19 protein-coding genes are annotated in these 20,587 nt (G+C 60.9%); 7 read left to right on the top strand and 12 right to left on the bottom strand.

The window, feature by feature from the left end; genetic code table 11:
* Positions 1 to 218: 218 nt before the first annotated feature.
* Together G3A56_RS23825 and G3A56_RS23820 are read left to right on the top strand one after the other, a co-directional pair.
* Positions 219 to 1,079 (top strand): LysR substrate-binding domain-containing protein, encoded by an 861-nt coding sequence (locus tag G3A56_RS23825; RefSeq protein ID WP_003498958.1) that lies wholly within the window; start codon positions 219 to 221, stop codon positions 1,077 to 1,079.
* 214 nt (positions 1,080 to 1,293) lie between these two features.
* On the top strand, positions 1,294 to 1,644 hold the full coding sequence (locus G3A56_RS23820) for a DUF488 domain-containing protein (RefSeq protein WP_082184940.1): 351 nt from the start codon (positions 1,294 to 1,296) through the stop codon (positions 1,642 to 1,644).
* 54 nt (positions 1,645 to 1,698) lie between these two features.
* Here the strand turns inward: G3A56_RS23820 and G3A56_RS23815 are convergent, their stop codons facing one another.
* The 11 genes from G3A56_RS23815 to G3A56_RS23765 all read right to left on the bottom strand — a co-directional run bounded on the left by G3A56_RS23815 (position 1,699) and on the right by G3A56_RS23765 (position 13,380).
* Positions 1,699 to 2,094 (bottom strand): c-type cytochrome, encoded by a 396-nt coding sequence (locus G3A56_RS23815; protein WP_082184941.1) that lies wholly within the window; start codon positions 2,092 to 2,094, stop codon positions 1,699 to 1,701.
* 69 nt (positions 2,095 to 2,163) lie between these two features.
* Positions 2,164 to 2,724 (bottom strand): gluconate 2-dehydrogenase subunit 3 family protein, encoded by a 561-nt coding sequence (locus G3A56_RS23810; protein ID WP_082184942.1) that lies wholly within the window; start codon positions 2,722 to 2,724, stop codon positions 2,164 to 2,166.
* Positions 2,724 to 4,409: a GMC oxidoreductase gene (locus G3A56_RS23805; RefSeq protein ID WP_082184943.1), complete on the bottom strand. Its 1,686-nt coding sequence runs from the start codon at positions 4,407 to 4,409 to the stop codon at positions 2,724 to 2,726. The genes G3A56_RS23810 and G3A56_RS23805 overlap by 1 nt, the downstream gene beginning before the upstream one ends.
* Positions 4,410 to 4,561: 152 nt before the next feature.
* The gene (locus tag G3A56_RS23800) at positions 4,562 to 5,416 is read right to left on the bottom strand and encodes a sugar phosphate isomerase/epimerase family protein (RefSeq protein WP_164056847.1); all 855 of its coding nucleotides are present in this window, start codon (positions 5,414 to 5,416) and stop codon (positions 4,562 to 4,564) included.
* A 128-nt stretch (positions 5,417 to 5,544) separates the two neighbouring features.
* Positions 5,545 to 6,714, bottom strand: a complete 1,170-nt coding sequence (locus tag G3A56_RS23795) for a Gfo/Idh/MocA family protein (protein ID WP_082184945.1) — start codon at positions 6,712 to 6,714, stop codon at positions 5,545 to 5,547.
* 11 nt (positions 6,715 to 6,725) lie between these two features.
* Positions 6,726 to 7,775: a sugar phosphate isomerase/epimerase family protein gene (locus tag G3A56_RS23790; RefSeq protein WP_082184946.1), complete on the bottom strand. Its 1,050-nt coding sequence runs from the start codon at positions 7,773 to 7,775 to the stop codon at positions 6,726 to 6,728.
* A gap of 33 nt (positions 7,776 to 7,808) precedes the next feature.
* A complete protein-coding gene (locus G3A56_RS23785) occupies positions 7,809 to 8,831 on the bottom strand; it encodes a LacI family DNA-binding transcriptional regulator (protein ID WP_082184947.1) in 1,023 nt (340 codons plus the stop codon).
* Between the two features lie 3 nt (positions 8,832 to 8,834).
* Entirely contained in the window at positions 8,835 to 9,803 is a 969-nt protein-coding gene (locus tag G3A56_RS23780; RefSeq protein ID WP_082184948.1) for an ABC transporter permease, read from the bottom strand.
* Between the two features lies 1 nt (position 9,804).
* Positions 9,805 to 10,749, bottom strand: a complete 945-nt coding sequence (locus G3A56_RS23775) for an ABC transporter permease (RefSeq protein ID WP_082184949.1) — start codon at positions 10,747 to 10,749, stop codon at positions 9,805 to 9,807.
* Positions 10,746 to 12,239, bottom strand: a complete 1,494-nt coding sequence (locus G3A56_RS23770; protein WP_082184950.1) for a sugar ABC transporter ATP-binding protein — start codon at positions 12,237 to 12,239, stop codon at positions 10,746 to 10,748. Before G3A56_RS23770 ends, G3A56_RS23775 begins: the two co-directional genes overlap by 4 nt.
* A gap of 118 nt (positions 12,240 to 12,357) precedes the next feature.
* Positions 12,358 to 13,380 (bottom strand): substrate-binding domain-containing protein, encoded by a 1,023-nt coding sequence (locus G3A56_RS23765; RefSeq protein WP_003498934.1) that lies wholly within the window; start codon positions 13,378 to 13,380, stop codon positions 12,358 to 12,360.
* A gap of 308 nt (positions 13,381 to 13,688) precedes the next feature.
* Between G3A56_RS23765 and G3A56_RS23760 the strand changes: the two genes are divergently transcribed.
* The 4 genes from G3A56_RS23760 to G3A56_RS23745 all read left to right on the top strand — a co-directional run bounded on the left by G3A56_RS23760 (position 13,689) and on the right by G3A56_RS23745 (position 18,620).
* Entirely contained in the window at positions 13,689 to 14,084 is a 396-nt protein-coding gene (locus G3A56_RS23760) for a (R)-mandelonitrile lyase (protein WP_082184951.1), read from the top strand.
* Between the two features lie 214 nt (positions 14,085 to 14,298).
* Entirely contained in the window at positions 14,299 to 15,930 is a 1,632-nt protein-coding gene (locus tag G3A56_RS23755; protein ID WP_082184952.1) for a SulP family inorganic anion transporter, read from the top strand.
* The gene (locus G3A56_RS23750) at positions 15,914 to 16,531 is read left to right on the top strand and encodes a ParB-like protein (protein ID WP_082184953.1); all 618 of its coding nucleotides are present in this window, start codon (positions 15,914 to 15,916) and stop codon (positions 16,529 to 16,531) included. The genes G3A56_RS23755 and G3A56_RS23750 overlap by 17 nt, the downstream gene beginning before the upstream one ends.
* A 145-nt stretch (positions 16,532 to 16,676) precedes the next feature.
* On the top strand, positions 16,677 to 18,620 hold the full coding sequence (locus tag G3A56_RS23745) for a mechanosensitive ion channel family protein (RefSeq protein ID WP_246231423.1): 1,944 nt from the start codon (positions 16,677 to 16,679) through the stop codon (positions 18,618 to 18,620).
* Positions 18,621 to 18,643: 23 nt separating this feature from the next.
* Here G3A56_RS23745 and G3A56_RS23740 read toward each other — a convergent pair whose 3' ends face one another.
* Entirely contained in the window at positions 18,644 to 19,408 is a 765-nt protein-coding gene (locus G3A56_RS23740) for a UTRA domain-containing protein (protein ID WP_246231422.1), read from the bottom strand.
* 127 nt (positions 19,409 to 19,535) lie between these two features.
* On the opposite strand from G3A56_RS23740, the gene G3A56_RS23735 reads away from it, so the two are divergent.
* The gene (locus G3A56_RS23735) at positions 19,536 to 20,579 is read left to right on the top strand and encodes an ABC transporter substrate-binding protein (protein WP_082184955.1); all 1,044 of its coding nucleotides are present in this window, start codon (positions 19,536 to 19,538) and stop codon (positions 20,577 to 20,579) included.
* The last annotated feature ends 8 nt before the right edge of the window (positions 20,580 to 20,587 follow it).

Below are 20,587 nucleotides of genomic sequence, written 5' to 3'. Positions count from 1 at the left end.
TGGCCATGCCGGCACGATTAAGGACGACGACTAACGCGCCGATGACGAATTCCTAACAAAACGTAAACGCGCCATAGTGTTTTCCCATGCCCGCCATCGGTTTCCCCAACAGGGTAAACGAAACCATCCGGCAGGCGTCATGGTCTTGTCAGCGTTTTCGCCGATGATCCACATCGCATCGACGCTTGTCGTGTCGACCGGCGGCAGAACAGGAACCCATGTCGATCACACAGCTGAAAGCCTTCCACATCGTTGCGCAATCGGGCGGCTTTTCCCAGGCTGCACGGGACATGGCAATCAGCCAGTCCACCCTCTCGACCCATGTGCGGGAGCTGGAAGCCATCAGCGGGGTCAATCTTCTGGAAAGAAAAGCGCGCGGGGTGAGCCTCAGCCCACAGGGTGAGCGCCTCTTCGAAATCACCGCCCGCCTGTTCCAGGCGGAAAACGAGGCTAAGGCGTTGCTACGGGGTGAAGTTGACGCCGCCGGCGGACATTTGCGCGTGGCGGCGGATGGCCCCATCCTGCCGCTGCCGATCCTTTCACGGCTGAAGGCCGAGCGACCGCAACTGACCTTTTCCCTTTCCGTCGACAATTCGGCACGGGTGGTGGAGCAGATCATCGATTACCGGGCCGATGTGGCCATCACCGCCCGTGCGCCGGACGATCCACGTCTTTACGGGATCAAATTTCTGAGCATGCGGATTGGTCTGTGCGTATCCGTCTCACACCCGTTTGCGCAGCGGGACGGTGTCTTCATGGCCGAACTGGAGGGGATATCCTTCGTCATGCGTGAAAGGGGATCGCGCACGCGTGAAATCTTCGAGAAGAACCTAGCTGATCACGGCATTTCCATTCAGCGTGTGGTCGAGATTTCCTCCCGCGAAGGCGTGCGGGAGGCCATCGCCAACGGCGTGGGATGCGGCGTGGTGGCCGATCTCGAATTCGGCCACGATGCGCGCCTCTGCTTCGTACCACTGCGCGACGCCAGCGAACTGATCGACGAATATGCGATCTGCCTTGCCGAACGCCGGCATCTGCCGCTGGTGCGAAGCTTCATCGAGCTATCCGCCCGGGTCTGATCGCGCGTCAGCAAGGCCAGACAAATCCGGATGCCGTTTTACGATCTTTGCCACATCACGGGAAAGAGCAGAAAAATCATCGGTCGGGTGATGGCGGCGGGAGATATCTCATAAGGGCGCCGTCGGAGGCCGTTGCGGGCGGCAGAGCGATTTTCAGGTGCGACTTCACAAAAGCCGCTATAAATCATTCACTTGCCAAGCGAGGAGACCGCCCATGTCAGACATAAGGGTAAAACGGATTTACGATGCCGTCAGCGACGATGACGGCGCGCGCATCCTGGTGGACCGGCTCTGGCCCCGTGGCATGCGCAAGGAAACTGCACAGCTTTCCATCTGGCTGAAGGAGATCGCGCCGAGCAACGAATTGCGCAAGAGTTTTTCCCATATGCCGTCACGCTTTGCGGAATTCACCCGCCACTATGACGCGGAACTGTCAGCCAATCCCGACGCCGTGGCGCGCATGAAGGCATTTATGGCCGAGGGGCGCGTGACGCTGCTTTATGCCGCCCATGACACCGAACATAATCACGCCCTCGTTCTCGCTGACTATCTCCGTTCGCACTGAATCTCGCCGCCTCGCCCGCAGGCCGGGCTCTCTCTCCCGGCAAGGTGTGCAGCCTTATTCAGCCGGTTTGGAGGCCGCGCTTTCGATATAGGCGATGAGATTGTCCAGATCTTCCGGCTTGCTGATGCCAGCCAGCGCCATCTTGTTGCCGGGTATCTTTTTCTTGGGCGCGCTCAGGAAATCCCGCAATTCTTCCGGTGTCCAGACAAGGCCGTCCTCGCCCGCCTTTTTCATCGCAGCCGAATAAGTATAGTCAGGATCGCCGCCTGCCGCACGGCCGATGATGCCGTTAAGCTGTGGGCCGACCCTGTTTTTCGCGCCCTCGCCTATGGCGTGACAGGCGGAACAGCGCTTGAAGACCGCCTCCCCCTTGGCAACATCGCCTTCCGAGAGAGCGGGAATGGCGCTTGCGGCAAACATTGCCGCCGCGATGATTGTTATATTGCGCATCGTATTATCCTTGTTTTGCCGCTTGAGTGCGGCCCGCCCACAAATGCGGACGGGCCGACAGTTATTTCTTCAGGTCGTGCCCCAGGCGGGCGTGCCCTTCTTGTAGGGAACGCGGTCTTCGAAACCACCGGGAATCTCGTCGTAGACGAGAACTTCCGTGGCGCCGATTTTCGAGGTGAAGAAGCCGAGCAGCGTCAGCTGCTTGACCAGCGTGAAGGCGTGCGGCTTTGCCGGCGTCTGTTCCGCCTTGGCCTGCTTGTCGAGAGCGGCTAGCAGCACCTGCCGCTGTTCCGGCGTCAGCTCGAGAAAGGCCTTTTTGTGTTCGGCCTGACTGCGCTTTTCGATGTCGGAAATCGCCGAAAGGAAAAGTGTCCGCTGTTCCTCGGTGTAGCAATCGGCCGCATAGACGGCCATGAATGCACCCACTCCGGCATCCTTCGCCCCCGGCGTGGAGGTGCGCGGAATGATGGTTTCCGCCACCTCGTCCAGAAACCGGATTTCCTCCGGGGTGAAGACGTGGGCAGCGCCGGCTGGTTTGGCGGCGTTTTCCGTGGCTGTGAGGACATCCGCGCCGATCAGCGGAAGGCCCGAGGCAATGGCTATCAGTTTCAGCAGTTCGCGTCTGTTCATCACAGGTTCCCCTTCTTGCGTTCGGAAACGGCGAATTCAGCGGCACGCGCCGTCAGCGCCATGTAGGTCAAAGACGGGTTGACGCAGGAAGCCGAAGTCATGCAGGCACCATCAGTCACGAAGACGTTCTGCGCATCCCAGACCTGGTTGTTGCCGTTGAGGACGGAGGTTTTCGGGTCGCGCCCCATGCGGGCAGTGCCCATTTCGTGAATACCCATGCCCGGCGCATAGGTGCCCCTGGAGGGTTTGACATTCTTGATGCCGACCGCCTCGAACATCTCGACGGCGTCATTGACCATGTCTTCGCGCATGTCGAGTTCGTTCTGCTTCATCTCGACATTCATGGAGAGGACCGGCAGGCCCCATTTGTCCTTCTTGTCATGATCCAGCTTCACGCGGTTGTCGTGATAGGGAAGCATTTCGCCGAAGGCAGTCATGCCGATGGTCCAGCCGCCCGGCTCGGTCAGCGCTTCCTTGTAATCGGCACCGATATTGAGCTCGGCGATTTCCCGTTCCCAGCGCGAACGACTGGCCGAGCCCTGATAACCGAAACCACGCAGATATTTGCGCTTGTCGTCGCCGGTATTGCGGAAACGCGGAATGTAGAAGCCCGCCGGGCGGCGGCCCTTGAAGTAGAAGTCCTCGAAACCTTCCACCTGACCGGTCGCGCCCATGCGGAAATGGTGGTCCATCACGTTGTGGCCGAGTTCGCCGGAGCTGCTTCCAAGCCCGCCTTCCCAGACATCGGTGGCCGAATTCATCAGCACCCAGGTCGAGTTCAGCGTCGAGGCGTTCAGGAAGATGATGTCGGCGGTGTATTCATAGGTCAGGTTGGTTTCTGCATCGATGATCTCGACGCCGCGCGCCTTTTTCTTGTCCTTGTCGTAGAGGATTTCCTTGACGATGGAGAAAGGCCGAAGGGTGAGATTGCCGGTGGCGAGTGCCGCAGGCAGGGTGGATGCCTGCGTGCTGAAATAGCCGCCGAAGGGACAGCCCAGCCGACACTTGTTGCGGAACTGACAGCGTGTTCGCTCCTGATCGGGAAGCTCCCGGGTAATATTGGCGCAGCGCGAATTGATGAGGTGACGCGTGCCCTTGAACTCTTTCTTCAGCCTGCTGGCCACATCCTGTTCAACGAAATTGAGCGGAATCGGCGGCAGGAATTCACCATCGGGGAGAATATCCAGCCCCTCGCGGCTGCCGGAAATGCCGGCAAAACGCTCGACATAATCATACCAGGGAGAGACGTCTTCATAACGGATCGGCCAGTCGACGGCGATGCCTTCTTTCGCGTTGGCCTCGAAATCGGTCTGCGACCAGCGATAGGTCTGGCGTCCCCAGAGCAGCGAGCGGCCGCCGACGTGATAACCACGAAACCAGTCAAAACGCTTTTCCTCGACATAGGGTGTTTCCTGCTCATCCGCCCACATGCCGAGCGTGGCCTCTTCCAGCAGATAATCGCGGCTGAGAACGGGGTATTTCGCCTTCATTTCCTGCGTGGCGCGGTTGCGATGGGGATAATCCCAGGCTTCCTTGTCGGCATTCTGATAATCGGTGATGTGCTCGATGTTGCGGCCGCGCTCCAGCATCAGGACCTTCAGGCCCTTTTGCGTGAGTTCCTTTGCCGCCCAGCCTCCACTGATGCCTGAGCCGACAACAATCGCATCATAATGATTGTCTGCCATGATAACTCCTCCGATTGGTACTTGGGTAAAAAGTCGACGAGACGAAGCGCTTCCCGTCGCAGCGCGGCGGAAACTGGATAGGCGTCTGTCGAACCTCATGCGCCCCGGCGAAACCGGCCGCCGGGGAGGGGTTCTGGTTTTACTGGCAGTGTTTACTGAATGGTCGGCAGGCGTTCGCTCAGAAACGCGTTGCCCTTGGTCACGACCGCTTCGGCATCGAGCGGAAGGTCATGTTCAAGGATGAACCACTGTGCGCCGGCATGTTTGGCCGCCGGCAGGATCGTTTTCCAGTCGAGAACGCCGGTTCCAAGCGTTGCAAAGCCACGCTCGTTTTCGGCCGTGCCGGCCGGCGCATTGTCCTTGGCGTGGATTGCAAAAACCCGGCCATTCAGGGTGCCGAGGAACTCAGCCGGATCATTGCCGCTGCGCGCCACCCAGGCGACGTCGAGTTCGCTCTGCAGTTTCGGGCCTGCGGCATCGAGCAGCAGTTCAAGCGCCGTCTTGCCGTCGAACTTGACCATTTCAAAATCATGGTTGTGGTAGGCCATGGAGAGACCGGCTGCAGACAGCTTGTCGGCATATCCACCAAGCTCCTTGCCGAAGGCGGTCCAGCCGGCAGCGTCCTTCGGGCGGTCTTCCGGCTTCAGGAACGGCACGGTCACGACCGGATTGCCGACAGCCTTCTGCTCGGTGATGACCTCATCGAGATTGCCGCGAAGCTTGTCGATCGGCACATGCGAGGAAATGACCTTGATCCTGTGCTTTTCCAGAAGCGCGTTCAGCTCGCTGGCGCTGACCTTCTGCATATCCACCGTTTCAACGGCCGAAACACCGGCACGGTTGAGGATGGCAAGCTGCTCTTCCAGCGTTCCGGCGTTGCGCAGGGTGTACATCTGCGCGGCAATCGGCAGCGTCTTGCTGTCTTCGGCCAGAACCGGATTTGCGATACCGGCCGCCAATCCGACGACGAATGCCATGCTGGCTAATTTTGACTTGAACGTTTTCAAACGCGTAACTCCCTTTCCGTTTGATCAATGTGACGACACGCCTGCCCGCATCTTCCCCGAGCGATTAGCCGGATAATGCGGGCACAACCTCCAGTGCCCTGCGTCGTCAGTCCCCGATATCCAGTGGTCTAGATGTCGATCTTCACCCAGGACGAGGTCAGGCTGGACCGAACGGCCGCATCGATGAATGCGAGACCCGCAAGGCCGTCCTCTATGCCGGGATAAATCACATCCCCGGCGGCTGCTTTTCCCTCCCTTTTTGCGATGATTGCGTCTGCGGCTTCGCGGTAGATCGTCGCAAAACCTTCGAGATATCCCTCCGGGTGCCCCGATGGTACGCGGCTGACGCGGTTTGCGGCGGCACCGGCACCCGCGCCATTGCGTGTAATCAGCCGTTTCGGCTCCCCATACGGCGTGAACCAAAGCTCGTCCGGCACGCGGTGGTGCCATTCAAGTCCGCCCTTGTCTCCATAGACCCTCAGCGACAGGGCGTTTTCATTGCCGACCGCGATCTGGCTTGCCCAGAGCATGCCCTTTGCGCCGCTTTGATAACGCAGCAGGATATTGGCGCTGTCATCCAGCTGCCTGCCCGGAACGAACGACGTGAGATCGGCATAGAGGCTGGCGGGGATTTCACCGGTCACGAAGGCGGCGGCATTGAAGGCATGGGTGCCGATGTCGCCGATTGCCCCACCCGCCCCCGAGCGGCTCGGGTCGGTGCGCCATTCCGCACCCTTTGCCCCTGTCTTTTCAACCGCTTCGGTCAGCCAGTCCTGCGCGTATTCGGCCTGGACATGGCGCAGCTTGCCGATGTCGCCGTTCGCCACCATCTCCCGCATCTGCCGTAACATGGCATAGCCGGTGTAATTATGGGTGAGGATGAACAGCCTGTCGGATGCCCTGACGATCTTCGCCAGCTCCTTGGCCTCCTCCAGCGTCGCGGTAACGGGCTTGTCGCAGATGACGTGGATGCCGGATTCGAGAAAGACCTTGGACGGGGCGAAATGCAGGTGGTTGGGGGTGACGATGGCCACTGCCTCGATACCGTCTTCGCGGCCGGCCTCGGCCGACGCCATCTCCTCAAACGAGGCGTAGGAGCGCTCGGGCGTTATGCCGAGCAGGGTTGCCGAGGCGCTGGCGCGTTCCGGGTCTGAGGAAAGCGCGCCTGCCACCAGTTCGTAACGGTCATCGAGCCGGGCCGCGATGCGATGCACGGCACCGATAAAGGCGCCCTGACCGCCGCCGACCATGCCAAGACGGATACGGCGGCTATTAAATTTTGCTGTTGTGGAGGACATGGCTATCCCTTTCAGAGACCGAGAAGGCGACGGTTGGCGGCATCATCGACACCGCTTTTGGCAAAATCGTCGAAAGCCCGCTCGGTCACGCGGATGATGTGGTTTTCAATGAAGCCGGCACCTTCACGCGCCCCGTCTTCCGGATGTTTCAGCGCGCATTCCCATTCCAGCACCGCCCATCCGTCGAAGTCATATTGGGTGAGCTTGGAAAACACCGCGCCGAAATCGACATGCCCGTCACCCAGCGAGCGGAAACGCCCCGGCCGGTCGATCCAGCTTTGATAACCGCCATAGACGCCCGAGCGGCCGGTCGGATTGAACTCGGCATCCTTGACGTGAAAGGCGCGGATGCGCTCGTGGTAGATATCGATGAAATCAAGATAATCCATCGCCTGCAGGACGAAGTGGGAGGGATCGTAGAGAATGTTGGCACGCGCATGATTGCCGGTGGCTTCGAGAAAACGCTCGAAGGTGATGCCGTCATGCAGGTCTTCGCCCGGATGCAGTTCGTAGCAGAGATCGATACCGTTCTCCTCGAATGTATCGAGAATGGGCGTCCAGCGCTTGCCGAGTTCGGCAAAGGCCATTTCGACAAGACCCGCCGGGCGCTGCGGCCACGGATAAACGAAGGGCCAGGCCAGCGCACCGGAGAAGGTGGCGTGGCTCTTGAGGCCGAGATGCTGCGAGGCCTTCGCCGCGCACTTCAGCTGATTAACCGCCCATTCCTGCCGCGCCTGCGGTTTGCCGCGCAGTCCAGCGGGCGCAAAACCATCGAACATCTCGTCATAGGCAGGATGAACAGCGACGAGCTGGCCCTGAATATGGGTTGAAAGCTCGGTGATCTCGACGCCTGTCTCGGCCAGACGGCCCTTGATATCATCGCAATAGGCCTTGGAGGCGGCGGCTTTCTCGAGATCGAAGAGCTTGGGATCGGTCGGCACCTGAATGCCCTTGTAACCAAGGGAAGCCGCCCATTGTCCGAGATTGTCGAGCGTGTCGAAGGGGGCTTTGTCCCCGACAAATTGTGCGAGGAAAATCGCCGGGCCTTTGATCGTCTTCATGTCCTTACACTCCTTGCATTCACAGTCTGGCCGCTACCGGTGCGGCGGGCGGCAGGGCGCGACCGAGCCGCGCACCACCAGTTCCGTATCCAGCACGATGGTTTCGGCCGTGCGTTTGCCGTTCAGCCGGTCGACCATCAGCGCCATGGCCTTGCGGCCCATTTCCTGTCGGGGCTGGCGCACCGTCGTCAGTGGCGGCTCGAAGGCATTGGCGAAAATGATATCGTCGAAGCCGATGACCGAGACATCGGCCGGAACCGAAAGCCCGCGCCCGCGCAACTCGCTGATCGCGCCAATCGCCATCTGGTCGCTCGAGGCGAAGATGGCGGTGAAGGCAATACCGCCTTCGAGAAGGCTGGCAATCGCCTGACGGCCTGCTTCGATGCTGTAATCGCCTGTCACCAGAAGTTCATCGGCATAAGCGATGCCGGCCTCGGCAAGTGCGTCGCGGTAACCGTCGAAACGCTCCTGCGCCAGACTTTCCGGGACGGGACCGGCCAGATGCACGATCCTTCTATGCCCTGCCTCGATGAGGTAGCGCATGGCGTTGATGGAAGCGGCGCGGTTGTCGACCTTGACGGTGGGCAGCGCGAGGCCGGGCACGGTTTCTGACGCGATGACGATCGGCGGCAGCGCGTCGCCCTGATCGAGAAGCTCGGACGGGAACTGTCCGGTCATCAGGATAAGGCCATCGGCATGTTTCTGCCGGACCATATCGATATGGGTGGCCACGCGGTGTTCGTCATTGCGGGCATCGCCCATCAGCACCTTGAAGCCCGCTTCGCCTGCCGCTTCCTCCACACCCTTGTAGATTTCGAGATAAAACGGGTTGCCGATATCGCGAACGAGAAGAATGACGGTGTTGTTGGATTGGCGGCGGAAGCTCGCGGCCTGGGCGTTGGGAACAAAGTTCGCCTGCCGGACGGCGTCGAAAACCTTCTTCCGGGTTTCCGGGCGAACCTTGTCGGGTTGCTGCAGCGCCCGCGATACGGTCGCGATCGACACGCCCGCAAGAGCTGCAACTTCCCTGATATTCGAACCTTGGTCTTTGCTCATCTGTCACACACGCAGCTGCTTTTGGCGGCCATAAAGCAGCATCAGCGCAAGTAACGTGACACCGAATATGATCTGCCGGGCCCATACATCGAGGTTGAGCGTTATCAGTACGCTTTGCAGAATGGTCAGTGCAACTGCCCCGGCCATGGTTCCGATATATCCGCCCGCACCGCCGGCAAGCGAGGTGCCGCCGATGACGACCGCGATGATCGACGGAAGGACATATTGGTCGCCGACGGAAATGAAGGAGGTGCCGGTATAACCGATCACGCAGACCCCGGTCAGCCCGGCAAACAGGCCGGACAGGCCGTATAGCAACGTGCGGATCAAAGACACAGGCAATCCGACCAGCGTTGCCGCCCGCTCATTGGAGCCGATGGCGTAAATGGAGAAACCGAACGCCGTGCGGCGCAGCACGAACAGCATGATCGCGGCAATGCCAAGCCAGACGAAGAGGACGCCCGGAATGCCGAAGACGAGCGGCCGGTTGATGAAGCCCGCAAGCAGCGGCGCCGCAGCACCTGACGGAACGCCCTGCGAATAAACCACCAGTCCGCCCTGGATGACGGCCGTCATGCCGAGCGTCATGACCAGCGGCGGAATGCGCACGAAGGTGATGCCGAGACCGTTGATGAGGCCGATCAGGAAGGGAATGCCGCCCGCAACCAGTATGGCGAGCGGTATGCCCGCATTCTGGCCGTTCATCATGTTGCCGGCAAGCACCGCGCCAAGCGAGATCATCGCACCGACGGACAGATCGATGCCTTCGCGTCCGCCGAGGATGACGAGGTTCTGGCCCGCCGCGACGATGCCGAGAATGGCGGCAATCGTCAGCAGCCGCACGATCTGCGACCCCTGCGCGAAGCCGGGCGACAATAATTCGCCGACCAGCAGCAGGAAGACTGACGCGCCAATGGCAATGGTCAGGGGATCGGTAAGGAGGGATTTGATTTGCAAGCCGGGATTGGTCATGTCAACGCCTCGTCACCAGAACACCGCCGGCCAATGCCGTCAGCACGATCAAACCCTGCACCAGCGTCTGGTACTCGAAAGGTAGCCCCGCAAAGAAGATCACATTGCCGATCATGCCGAGCACCAGCGCTCCCGCAATCGACCCCGTAGAACTGCCAAACCCGCCGGAAAGTGCTGTGCCGCCGAGAACCACCGCCGAGATGGAGGAGAGCGCAAGGCTTGCGCCGAGAAGCGGATCGCCAGAGGCGGTCTCACCCGTCAGGCACAGCGCCGCCAGCGCCGAAAACAGGCCGGAAATCATGTAGGCGCCGATGCGGATACCCGAGAGGCGCAAGCCCGTCTGGAAAGCGCCGGTACGATTGCCGCCGACGGCCAGCAAATGAACGTGGAACGGAATGCGCGATACGATCAGCGTAAAGGCCATGCCTCCCAGCAGCACCCACAGCACGAAGGGCAGGCCGATGAAGCTGCCGGAATAGGTCTGCCAATAGGCTTCCGGCACCGGAAGACCGGCCTGCGGCAGGACCCAGATTGCAAGCCCGGCGAAGATGATGCCCGTCGCGAAGGTGGTGACGATGGGCTGGAAGCGCAGGCCGGATATGAACAGACCGTTGACCAGCCCGCAGATCAGTCCGACCGCAATTCCCGCTCCCATGCCGGCGACGACGGCACCCGCCGTTCCGCCAAGTGCGGCAATGACGCTGACGGTGACGACATTGGCGAGCGCCACGATGCTGCCAACCGAAAGATCGATGTCTCCCGCCAGAATGACATAAGTCTGCCCGATGGCGACCAGGATCAGCGGAAGAAACGTCGTCAGGTTCGACTGCAATACGGCCGGCTGCACGAAAGATGGCTGCAGAAACGTATTCACGCCGATGAGAACGGCCAGAACGACGAGGGTTATGATCCAGGGTTGCTTGCGCAGAAAACCGGAAGAGCTCATGCGGCGTCTCCATAGGCGGCGCGGGTCATGTTTACGGATGTCATGTCGGCTCCGGTCAGCTCTGCAGAAATGCGCCCGCCATTGAACACGAGAATACGGTCGGCATATTCGAGGATTTCCGCATCTTCCGAGGAGTAGAGAAGAATGGTCGCGCCCGCGTCAGCCTGCTGCCGCATCAGCGCAAAGAGATCGGCCTTGGCGCCAAGATCGATGCCCTTGGTCGGATCGTCGAGCAGAAGCAGTTTCGGCGCGGTGGCGAGCCAGCGGGAAATGAAGATCTTCTGCTGGTTTCCGCCCGAAAGCGTGCCGATCGGCATGTCCATGCCGGCAAATTTCGTCTTCATGTCGTCGGCGACCTTCTGCACACGCGGCTTCAGCGTCGCGGGCCGGACCAGCCGCATCTTTTCGCGCACCATGAGAGCTGCAACGAGATTTTCGAAGATCGACCGGCCCTGAAGCGAGGCATCACGCCCGCGGTCGCCCGACACATAGGCAAAACCGTTGTGAACCGCCTGCGACGGCTTGCCGATAACGACGTCCCGGCCCTCGAACTGGATTTGCCCTGCGGCAAAGGGGCTGGCGCCGAAAAGGCCTTTCAGCAAGGCCGACTGGCCCTGCCCCTGCAGGCCGGCCAGACCGACGATTTCACCCGGATAGGCTTCCAGAGTGACACCGCGAACGCCCTCGCCCGCAACATCCGTCACTTTCAGGCTGGGCGCTGCATCTGCACGTCCCTGCTGACGTGCGGGTGCGGCGCGGACATCGCCGACCATATCATGCACGACGGCTTCGCGGGTGGTGGTGGCGGTATCGAGTTCAGAAATGGTCGCGCCGTTACGCATGACGGTGATGCGGTCGCAGACCGCAAAAACCTCATCGAGACGATGGGAAATCATGATGGTGGAGATGCCGTCGGCCTTCTTGGCCCTGAGGATCTCGAAAAAGCGCTGGGACTGGCGGCCATCGAGCGCCGCCGTCGCCTCATCCATGATCATGAGGCTGGCATTCTGGGCGAAGACCTTGAGGATTTCGACGAGCTGGCGCTGATCGGGCGGCAGATCGCCGACGATCACATCCGGCTCCAGTCCTTCCCCGGCAACTCCGTCAAAAAGCGCGATCAGCTTCTGCGCCTCGGCTTTCAAGGCCTTGCTGTCGACGAAAACGCCGCACTTCGGCTCGCGACCGAGAAAAATATTGTCGGCGACGGAAAGCTGCGGAATGAGGCTGAGTTCCTGGTAAAACAGTGCGATGCCGGCATTTTCAGCGTCACGCGGGCTTTTAAAGCGCACGTCCTCGCCATTGAACCTGATCGTGCCGCTGGTCGGCGCGACCGCACCCGCAACGATCTTGCAGAGCGTGCTCTTGCCGCAACCATTCGCACCCAGCAGCGCATGGATTTCACCACGGCCGACGGTCAGCCTGCCGGCCGAAAGCGCACGCACGGCGCCAAAATTCTTCGTTATGCCGGCCGCCTCCAGAGCGTTCGCCATCGCATGTCCCCGAATTGTACTTGTCATTGTGCTTCGTCACCGGCGGACACGTGAAAGACGCGATCCGCACTCGAGTTTCAGGTTCGGGCTGGCCTTCGCCGCCAGCCCGAGACTGATCTTACTTGAAGAACTCGCCAGCCTGTTCCGGCGTCACGGTTGCCGTGACGGACCAGTAGCCCGGCTTGCCTTCGGCGGACTTGATGTTGTCCGCGAGGTTGTCGTTGCTGACGAAGGGGATCGGAATATAGATGGCGTTGCCGTAAGTGCCGCCGAATACGCCGTCCTTGAATTCCTTGCCCTGCAGCTTCAGAACCGCAACGTTGAGCGCGCTGGCCATGACACCGGGAGGATTGACCGAAGCGCCGGAATTGAACTTTTCCTTTTCCCAGCGCGTCATGAAGTCCTTGCGGATTTCACCTGTTGCGGCGATGTCCTTGGTCTTGCCGGCGGCTTCGATTGCGCGCCATGCGCCATCGGCCATGCCGTCCTGCACCCACACACCGCTGATATCGGGATAGGTGGCGAGAAGGTTCTGCATGGCCTGCTGGCCCTGCGCCTGGTCCCAGCTCGCATTGGCTTCGTTCAGCACCTTGATGTCGGGATATTTCTTGAACACTTCGCGGTAGCCGGCGACGCGGGCTTCGTTGGCGGGGTTGCCGGCGATGCCGTTGATGGCGACGACGCTTCCCTTGCCCTTCAGCGAATCCGCAAGCCATTGTGCGGACTGCGCCGCCCAGGCCTTCTGGTCGATGCCGACATAGATCGCGTCCTTCGAAGACACTTCCGCGTCGGTTGCGATGACGAGAATGTTGCGCGCCTTCGCCTGAGCAAAGATCGGATCGAAGGCCGTCGGGCTGCCGGGATTGATGAGAATTGCATCAACGCCCTGGTTCATGAAATTGCGGATGTGGCCGATCTGCCCCTGCACATCGACATTGCCGCTCTGAACGACGACTTCGACCTTGACGCCCTTTTCGCCCCAAGCTTTTGCGGCAGCCTGGGCTTCCTCTATCATCTGCGTGCGCCATTCGCTGCCGACGAAAGAATTGGAAAGACCGATCTTGAAGCTCTGCTCCTGGGCGTGCACGGACGTGCCGGCCGCAAGCACCATGGCGGCGGCAGCCATCAAATGTTTAAACATGAAAATTTGCTCCTCCAAGCACGGTTTTTAACTAATGAAACCGTTTACATCGATGAATGTAACCGGTTTCATAAATGAGTCAATCCCGAGAATGATTTTTGTTGCCGGGTCTGGACGGAAGAAAAACATGGGCTGCAAGCGCCAAAAAATGCTCCCGAGACAGCGAGATAATCCTCACAACCGATCGGGGTGCGGGCATTTGGAGAAGCGCCTTCAACCTGTCCGCCTGATCCGTTTTTCACTCCCCTGTGGACAAGGAGAGAATTCCCGCATCAAATCACCGCACGATCCAAATCAGGAGAATGACCATGGAAATATTGCGCGCTGGAGCACGGGCATCCGCCAAAGGCCCCGAGGCCTGGTTCACCGGTACGGTCCGCATCGATCCGCTGTTCAACCCGTTCGATGCCGAGCGGGTGCAGGGCGCGCAGGTCACCTTCGAACCCGGCGCCCGCACCGCCTGGCACACTCATCCGCTCGGCCAGACCCTGATCGTGGTTTCCGGCCTTGGCCGGGTGCAGCGCGAGGGTGGCCCGGTGGAGGAAATCCGCCCCGGCGACACCGTCTGGTTCGCACCGGGCGAAAGGCACTGGCACGGGGCCGCACCCAATGTCGCCATGACCCATATCGCGCTTCAGGAAGTCCAGGACGGCAAGGTCGTGGACTGGATGGAGCATGTCACGGACGACCAGTACGGCAGCTGACGGAGCTAAATCGAGAGGGCGTCGCCGCCGGCCGCATGATTACCAGCGCCAGGCCGCCCCGGAACGAGCGAAATATCTCGGAAGCATGATTTAAACTTTGACTTGCATCCGCAATGGGTGAAACTTCTATCCCATTGGGAACATGGTGGAGAATCGTGATCTTACCGGGTGAAAGTTTCCTTGCCTTTGTCACCGTCAATGCGGTCGCCACTCCATGCCCGTAACAGTAAACCGGCGCGATGTGATTGCGGGATTGTCGATTGCCGGCCTGATGTTGCCGGAAGCCATCGCCTATTCGGGCATTGCCGGCGTTCCGGCCCAGCACGCCATCCTCGCCGCCATCATGGGCTGCATCGTTTACGCTTTCTTTGGCCAGAGCCGTTTTGCGGTTGTCTCGCCCACATCCTCTTCCGCGGCAATTCTGGCGGCCATGCTGGCAACGCTTTCCGTCACGCCCGCGCAGAAGATGCTGCTCGTTGCCATTACGGTTGCTCTGGTGGGCGTGCTGTTTCTTCTTGCGGCCGTCACCCGGCTCGGCGCGCTGTCGAGTGTGATCTCGCGTCCGGTGCTGCGTGGTTTTGCTTTCGGCCTCGCCATTCTCATCACGATCAAGCAATTGCCGAGCCTGTTCGGAATAAAGGAAACGACCGGAGAACCGCTGGCCATACTCCTGCAAATCCTGTCTCATCCTCAGGACTGGAACCCTGACAGCATCGCCGTCGGCGTAATTGCCCTTGCCGTGCTGCTTCTCCTGCGCAGACGTCCGGCCATTCCCGGCAGCCTCGTCGTCATCGTGGCCGGCATCGCCGTGTCGATATTGCTCAATCTTCAAAGCCGGGGGGTCGCCGTCGTCGGCGCGATTGACCTTGCCGGCATATGGGCCGGACCGTTCTCGGTTTCGCTTGACGACGTCGCCCATGTCGCCCGCTTCGCGCCGCCGCTCGTCCTCATTCTCTTTGCGGAATCCTGGGGCACGGTGCGCAGCTTTTCGCTGCGTCACGGCGAGAGCGTCGATTCCAATCGTGAACTAAGAGCGTTCGGGCTTGCCAATATTGCCAGCGCCGCCGTGCAGGGCATGCCGGTCGGCGCGGGTTTTTCCGCAGGGGCGGCAAGCGAGGCGGTCGGCCCGCAGAGCCGGCTCGCCTCGGCCATCGCTGCAATCGGCCTTGCCGCCTTCAGCCTCGTCGCGTCCGGCTGGTTCGCTTTCATTCCGCAAGCGGTTCTTGCCGCCGTCATTGCCGTGGCGCTTCTGCACGCGCTCGATCCCACACCGATCATCCGTCTCTGGCGGCTTGGCAACGATGCCTATCTGGCGCTTGCGGCTGCGGCCAGCGTGCTTGCATTCGGTGTTCTCAACGGCATGCTGGTCGCGGTCGCCCTGTCCTTCGCCGTCTTCGTTCGCCGGCTGTCGCTGCCGCACGTCATGCATCTCGGCCGGCTGGGCGACAGCCACGACTTTGTCGACATCGAACGCCACCCGGATGCGAAGGATGTGTCCGGCATGATCATCCTCAGGCCCGCGCAGCCGCTTTTCTTTGGCAATGCGGAACCGATCCTCGCCGCCGTCACCAAACGGATCGCTGCCCGGCCGGAGCTGCGGGTCGCGATCTTGAGCCTTGAGGAAACATTCGAACTGGATTCCACCGCGCTCGATGCGCTTCTGGAGTTCGATGCCTCGATGCAGCATAGCGGCATCGTGGTTTATTATGCGCGGGTGCATGACCACGTGCGGGATCTGCTGCTCGCCGGCGGCGGAAACGACATGGTTGCCCGCAGCAATTTCAGCGTCGATGATGCCGTAACGGCGGCCATGCGCCGGGAGGAGAGCCATGCCCAACAACCTTGAACCGCATCTCAGCCCGGTTGAAATCCTCTCGCTCAGGCCAACACAGATGACAGTCGGCCTTCAGGAGGTTGAAACCAAGCGCCGGCAATGGGCCGCCATCCAGGCGGAAAAGGGGGCCGAATTCCTCGGCCACCACATGGTGCCCGTCGTTGTCGGCTACAAGCAGCGCCTTTACCTTGTCGATCATCACCACCTCGCTCTGGCCTTGCACAACGAGGGGGTGAAGCATGTGCTGACAAGCATCGTTGCCGATCTTTCCCATCTCGGCAAAGAGGAATTCTGGTCGGTCATGGACCACCGCAACTTCGTCTATCCTTTCGACGCGGACGGCGTGCGCCGCCCCACCGCCGATCTTCCGAAACAGATCGTGGACCTGGAAGATGATCCTTTCCGCTCGCTGGCCGGCGCCGTTCGTGACGCCGGCGGTTTTGCCAAGATCGAGGCGCCTTTCAGCGAATTTCTCTGGGCCGACTTCCTGCGTCGCCGGGTGGGCAAAAAAGAGCTGCGGCATTCCTTCGAGGACGCCGTGGCGGAAGCACTGGTGTTGGCGCGCTCGCACGATGCGCGGCATCTGCCTGGATGGTGCGGAGCGGACCGATGATCACCCTCACCTCACTCCTCAGAGCAATTGCGGCCGCAGCCGTCGCACTTTTCCTGCTGGGGACAGCCAGCCTTGGCGCACAGGAACTGCCGCCCCCGCCAAACCGCCCGCCCCGCAACAGACGACGGAGCAGAAGGTCGATCAATTGCTGCAGCTTCTCGGGCAGGATGACGTTCGTGCGCTGCTCACGCAAAAGCTTGCGGCAACGGGTGCCGAGCCGCCGCCGCAACTGACGCCGCAGAGCCAGTTGAGCGACCTCGACCAATGGGCGAGCAAACGGCGCGAACATCTGGCCCGTATTGCAGCCGACCTGCCCGTCATGTCGGCGCAGGTGGCCGCGGCGCTGGGAAGACTTGGCGACGAGATCGGCGCCTATGGTTCCCCCATCTTTCTGCTGCATGTGCTGATCCTGTTCGGCGCAGGTATTGCCGGCGGCATCGCCACGAACCGGATCATCGTGATGCAGGCATCCCGCAAAAACGGCGCGGATATCGGCAAGGAAGCCTCGGCCGTCGTGTTCCGAAAGCTCCTGCCCGTCTTCGGTTACGGGCTCGCCATCACGACCATGTTCCTTGCCATCCAGTGGCCGCCCCTGCTGAGCGCCATTCTGTTGCCCTGGCTTGCGATGAGCGTCATTTTGCCCCTGCTTTTTGCCTTTACCGGCCTGTTGCGCCAGATCATTGGCCGGGAGGCCCATACACGGCGCGATTTCTGGATCGTGCGCTGGACATGGCTCCTGACGCTTGCCGGAATTTTCTGGGCTCTGCTGAGGACGTTGGAAAATCTCGGCGTTCCCCGCGACACGCTCGGCCTTCTATCCGCCGCCATGGTCGGTTTCCTGTTCCTGCTCGCCGGCATCTGGATCTGGCGACGCCCCGGCGGCGAGCCGGGTTCGGAACGCACAAGGGCTATCGATGTCGCGCTGATCTTCGGCCTCATCATTCTCTTCGGGCTGCGGCTCGCCGGTGCCGGCGTCCTTTTCTGGATCGGGCTTTATGCGCTTGTTCTGCCCGGCCTTGCCTCCACACTCGGCGTCGCGGCGCGAAAGCTCGCAACGGATATGGGCAGCTACGGGGAAAGCGATCTGCGCCCGGTTCTGGCCGAGCGCGGCGTGCGGCTTGTCGTCGTCGGAACCGCCATAGTGTGGCTGATCTTCCTCGTTCGCGCCCATCCGGATTCCCTGCCCGACGGCGCTTTGCTGACCTCGATCGTCGTTGGCGTCCTGCACGGGGCGCTGATCCTGCTTCTAGCCGATCTCGTCTGGATCGCCATCAAGTCGATGATCGCGCGTCGGCTGGAGCTGAGCGCACCCGCCGTTGATCCGGTGAGTGGCCATCCGGGCAGCCAGCCGCAGGACGACCGGCTTTTGACCATTCTGCCGATCCTTCGCAACATGCTCGGCATCATCATCGCGGCCGTCGCGGTCATGACGGCGCTATCAGAACTCGGCGTCAATATTGGGCCTCTCCTGGCAAGCGCCGGCATCTTCGGCATCGCCATCGGTTTCGGTTCGCAAACGCTGGTCAAGGACATCATCAGTGGCGTGTTCTACATGATCGACGACGCCTTCCGCGTCGGTGAATATATTCAGAGCGGCTCCTATCGCGGCACCGTCGAATCCTTCAGCATTCGCTCGGTCAAGCTGCGGCACCATCGCGGCCCGATCTTCACCGTGCCGTTCGGATCGCTCGGCGCCGTCGAAAACATGAGCCGCGACTGGTCGATCGACAAATTCATGGTCACCGTCGCCTTCGATACAGACATCGCCAAGGTCAAGGCCATCACCAAGGAAATCGGCAGGGCGCTCAAGGAAGACCCGGAATTCGGACCGTTCCTGATCGAGACCGTCAAGCTGAAAGGCGTCGAGCACTTCGGCGAATACGGCATGACACTCGGCTTCGGCATGATGCTGCGCGCCGGCGGGCAATCCTCGGTAGTGCGCCGCAAGGCCTATTCGATGCTGAAGGACGCCTTTGCGCAAAACGACATCCAGTTTGCCAGCATGACGGGCGCTTACCCGGCCGCGTCACGGTCGGCACGACCATCGGAGCCTGAACCGGGCGGCGAGACGGGACCCGTGGAAGAATAGAGCCCCGCATCCCGCCCCGTGTGTCAGCCCGCAAGCGAACCCTGCTGATCGGTTTCAACGCGCACCGATATGGCGTCATGGCGCCAATATTCGAGATCGCAATCGATGATGCGGCCGTGCTGGTCCTGATTGACGCGCGTGATTTTCAGGCCGTAGGCCCCTTCGCTGCAGCCGAGATGCTGGGCCGGATATCCGCGCAAGGCGACGGGGTTGATTTCAAAATAGGCCGGGCCGTAGGTGATCGCATAGCTGTCCTGATAAATCGTCGTCAGGGACCGGGTAAGATCATGCTGCAGGATGTCCGGGAAAATCTCAGCCGAAAGATAATGCTCAACGAAAAGCACCAGCCGGCCGTCGATCCTGCGCTTTCTGCGGATACGCCAGAACCGCGTGCCCGGCTCGCACCGCATCAGGGCGGCGAGCTCTTCCGGCAACGCGGCGGCTTCGGCCTCAACCAGTATCGTTTCGGCAGACCGTCCCTGCTCAGTGGCCATGCGGTGGAAGTGCGACCGGTGCAGCGGGCTATAGACCAGGCGCGGCCCGGAAACAAACCAGCCGCGCCGACTTTCCCGAAAGATCAGCCCGTCGATTTCAAGATGAAAGAGGGCCTCGCGCAGCGTGATGCGCGTGGTGGAATATCGTGCAATCAATTGCCGCTCGGAGAGAAGGCGACCATCCTTCACCACATCGCCTGCGACAATGGCCTGCCGCAATTGCTGCTCCAGTCCACCTCGCCGGCCGCCGTCGATATCCACTCGGTCGCTGTTCGCTTCTTTGCCCAACATCATCGCCCTTCGTTCAGTGGCCGTCAAAAAAATGGCGGGCGCCTTTTACATCTGCGCTGAAAACGTCATTGGCCTGTCATAGCCAACGGATAATGAGCATGCAACTGGTCTAGACCAAGGAGCAAAGCCCATGAGAAATTCGATACTCTCCCTTTCCCTTCTTACCGTTTTCACCCTTCCCCTTTCAGCTCAGGCACAGGACCTTCCGGCCCTCGAAGCCGCCGCCCGCAAGGAAGGCGCCATCTACAGCGTCGGCATGCCGGATGGCTGGGCGAACTGGAAGGACACCTGGACCCAACTGACCGAGAAATACGGCCTGAAACACGCCGATACTGACATGAGCAGCGGCGAGGAAATCGCAAAATTCGCCAATGAAGGCGCCAATGCAACAGCGGATATCGGCGATGTCGGCCTCGAATTCGGCCCGATCGCGGTGGCCCGCGGCGTTACCCAGCCTTACAAGACGACAACCTGGGACCAGGTCCCCGACTGGGCCAAGGACAAGGACGGTCATTGGGTCATCGGTTATACCGGCACGATCGCCTTCCTGATCTCCGCAGACGTCAAGAACCCGCCCGCGTCCTGGGCCGATCTGCTCAAGGGCGACTACAAGGTTTCGCTCGCCAATGTCGGTTCGGGCGCGCAGGATAATGCCGCCGTGCTGGCGGCCGCCATCGCCATGGGCGGCGGCGAAGAAAACCTCCAGCCGGGCGTCGATCTCTTCGCCAAGCTGGCTGAAAAAGGCCGTCTGCTGGCCAATGGTGCAAATCCGGCTACCATGGAAAAGGGCGAAATCCAGGTCGCACCGATGTGGGACTTCAACGCCCTCAACTATCGCGACGTCGTCGGCCGCGAGAAGTTCAAGGTCGTCATTCCTTCGGACGGCTCGGTGACCAGCGGTTACGCAACCATCATCAACAAGTTCGCCAAGCAGCCAAATGCCGCCAAGCTGGCGCGCGAATATATCCTGAGCGATGCCGGCCAGAATAATCTGGCGGTTGGTTACGCCCGTCCGATCCGCATCGACCGCATCACCCTGACGCCGCAGGCCAAGGAACGCCTGCTGCCATCGGAACAATATGCCAAGGCACGCCCGATCAATGCCGCCGTCTGGACCCAGGCCGCCGGCAAGCTGGTCAACCTCTGGCGCGCCAGCGTCGCCCCGAAGATGTAATCGGGCGC

It is taken from the genome of Rhizobium oryzihabitans, assembly GCF_010669145.1.
GTDB classification, from domain to species: domain Bacteria; phylum Pseudomonadota; class Alphaproteobacteria; order Rhizobiales; family Rhizobiaceae; genus Agrobacterium; species Agrobacterium oryzihabitans.
The sequence above is the reverse complement of the archived record's forward strand: the minus strand, read 5'-3'. Positions and strand labels throughout refer to the sequence as shown.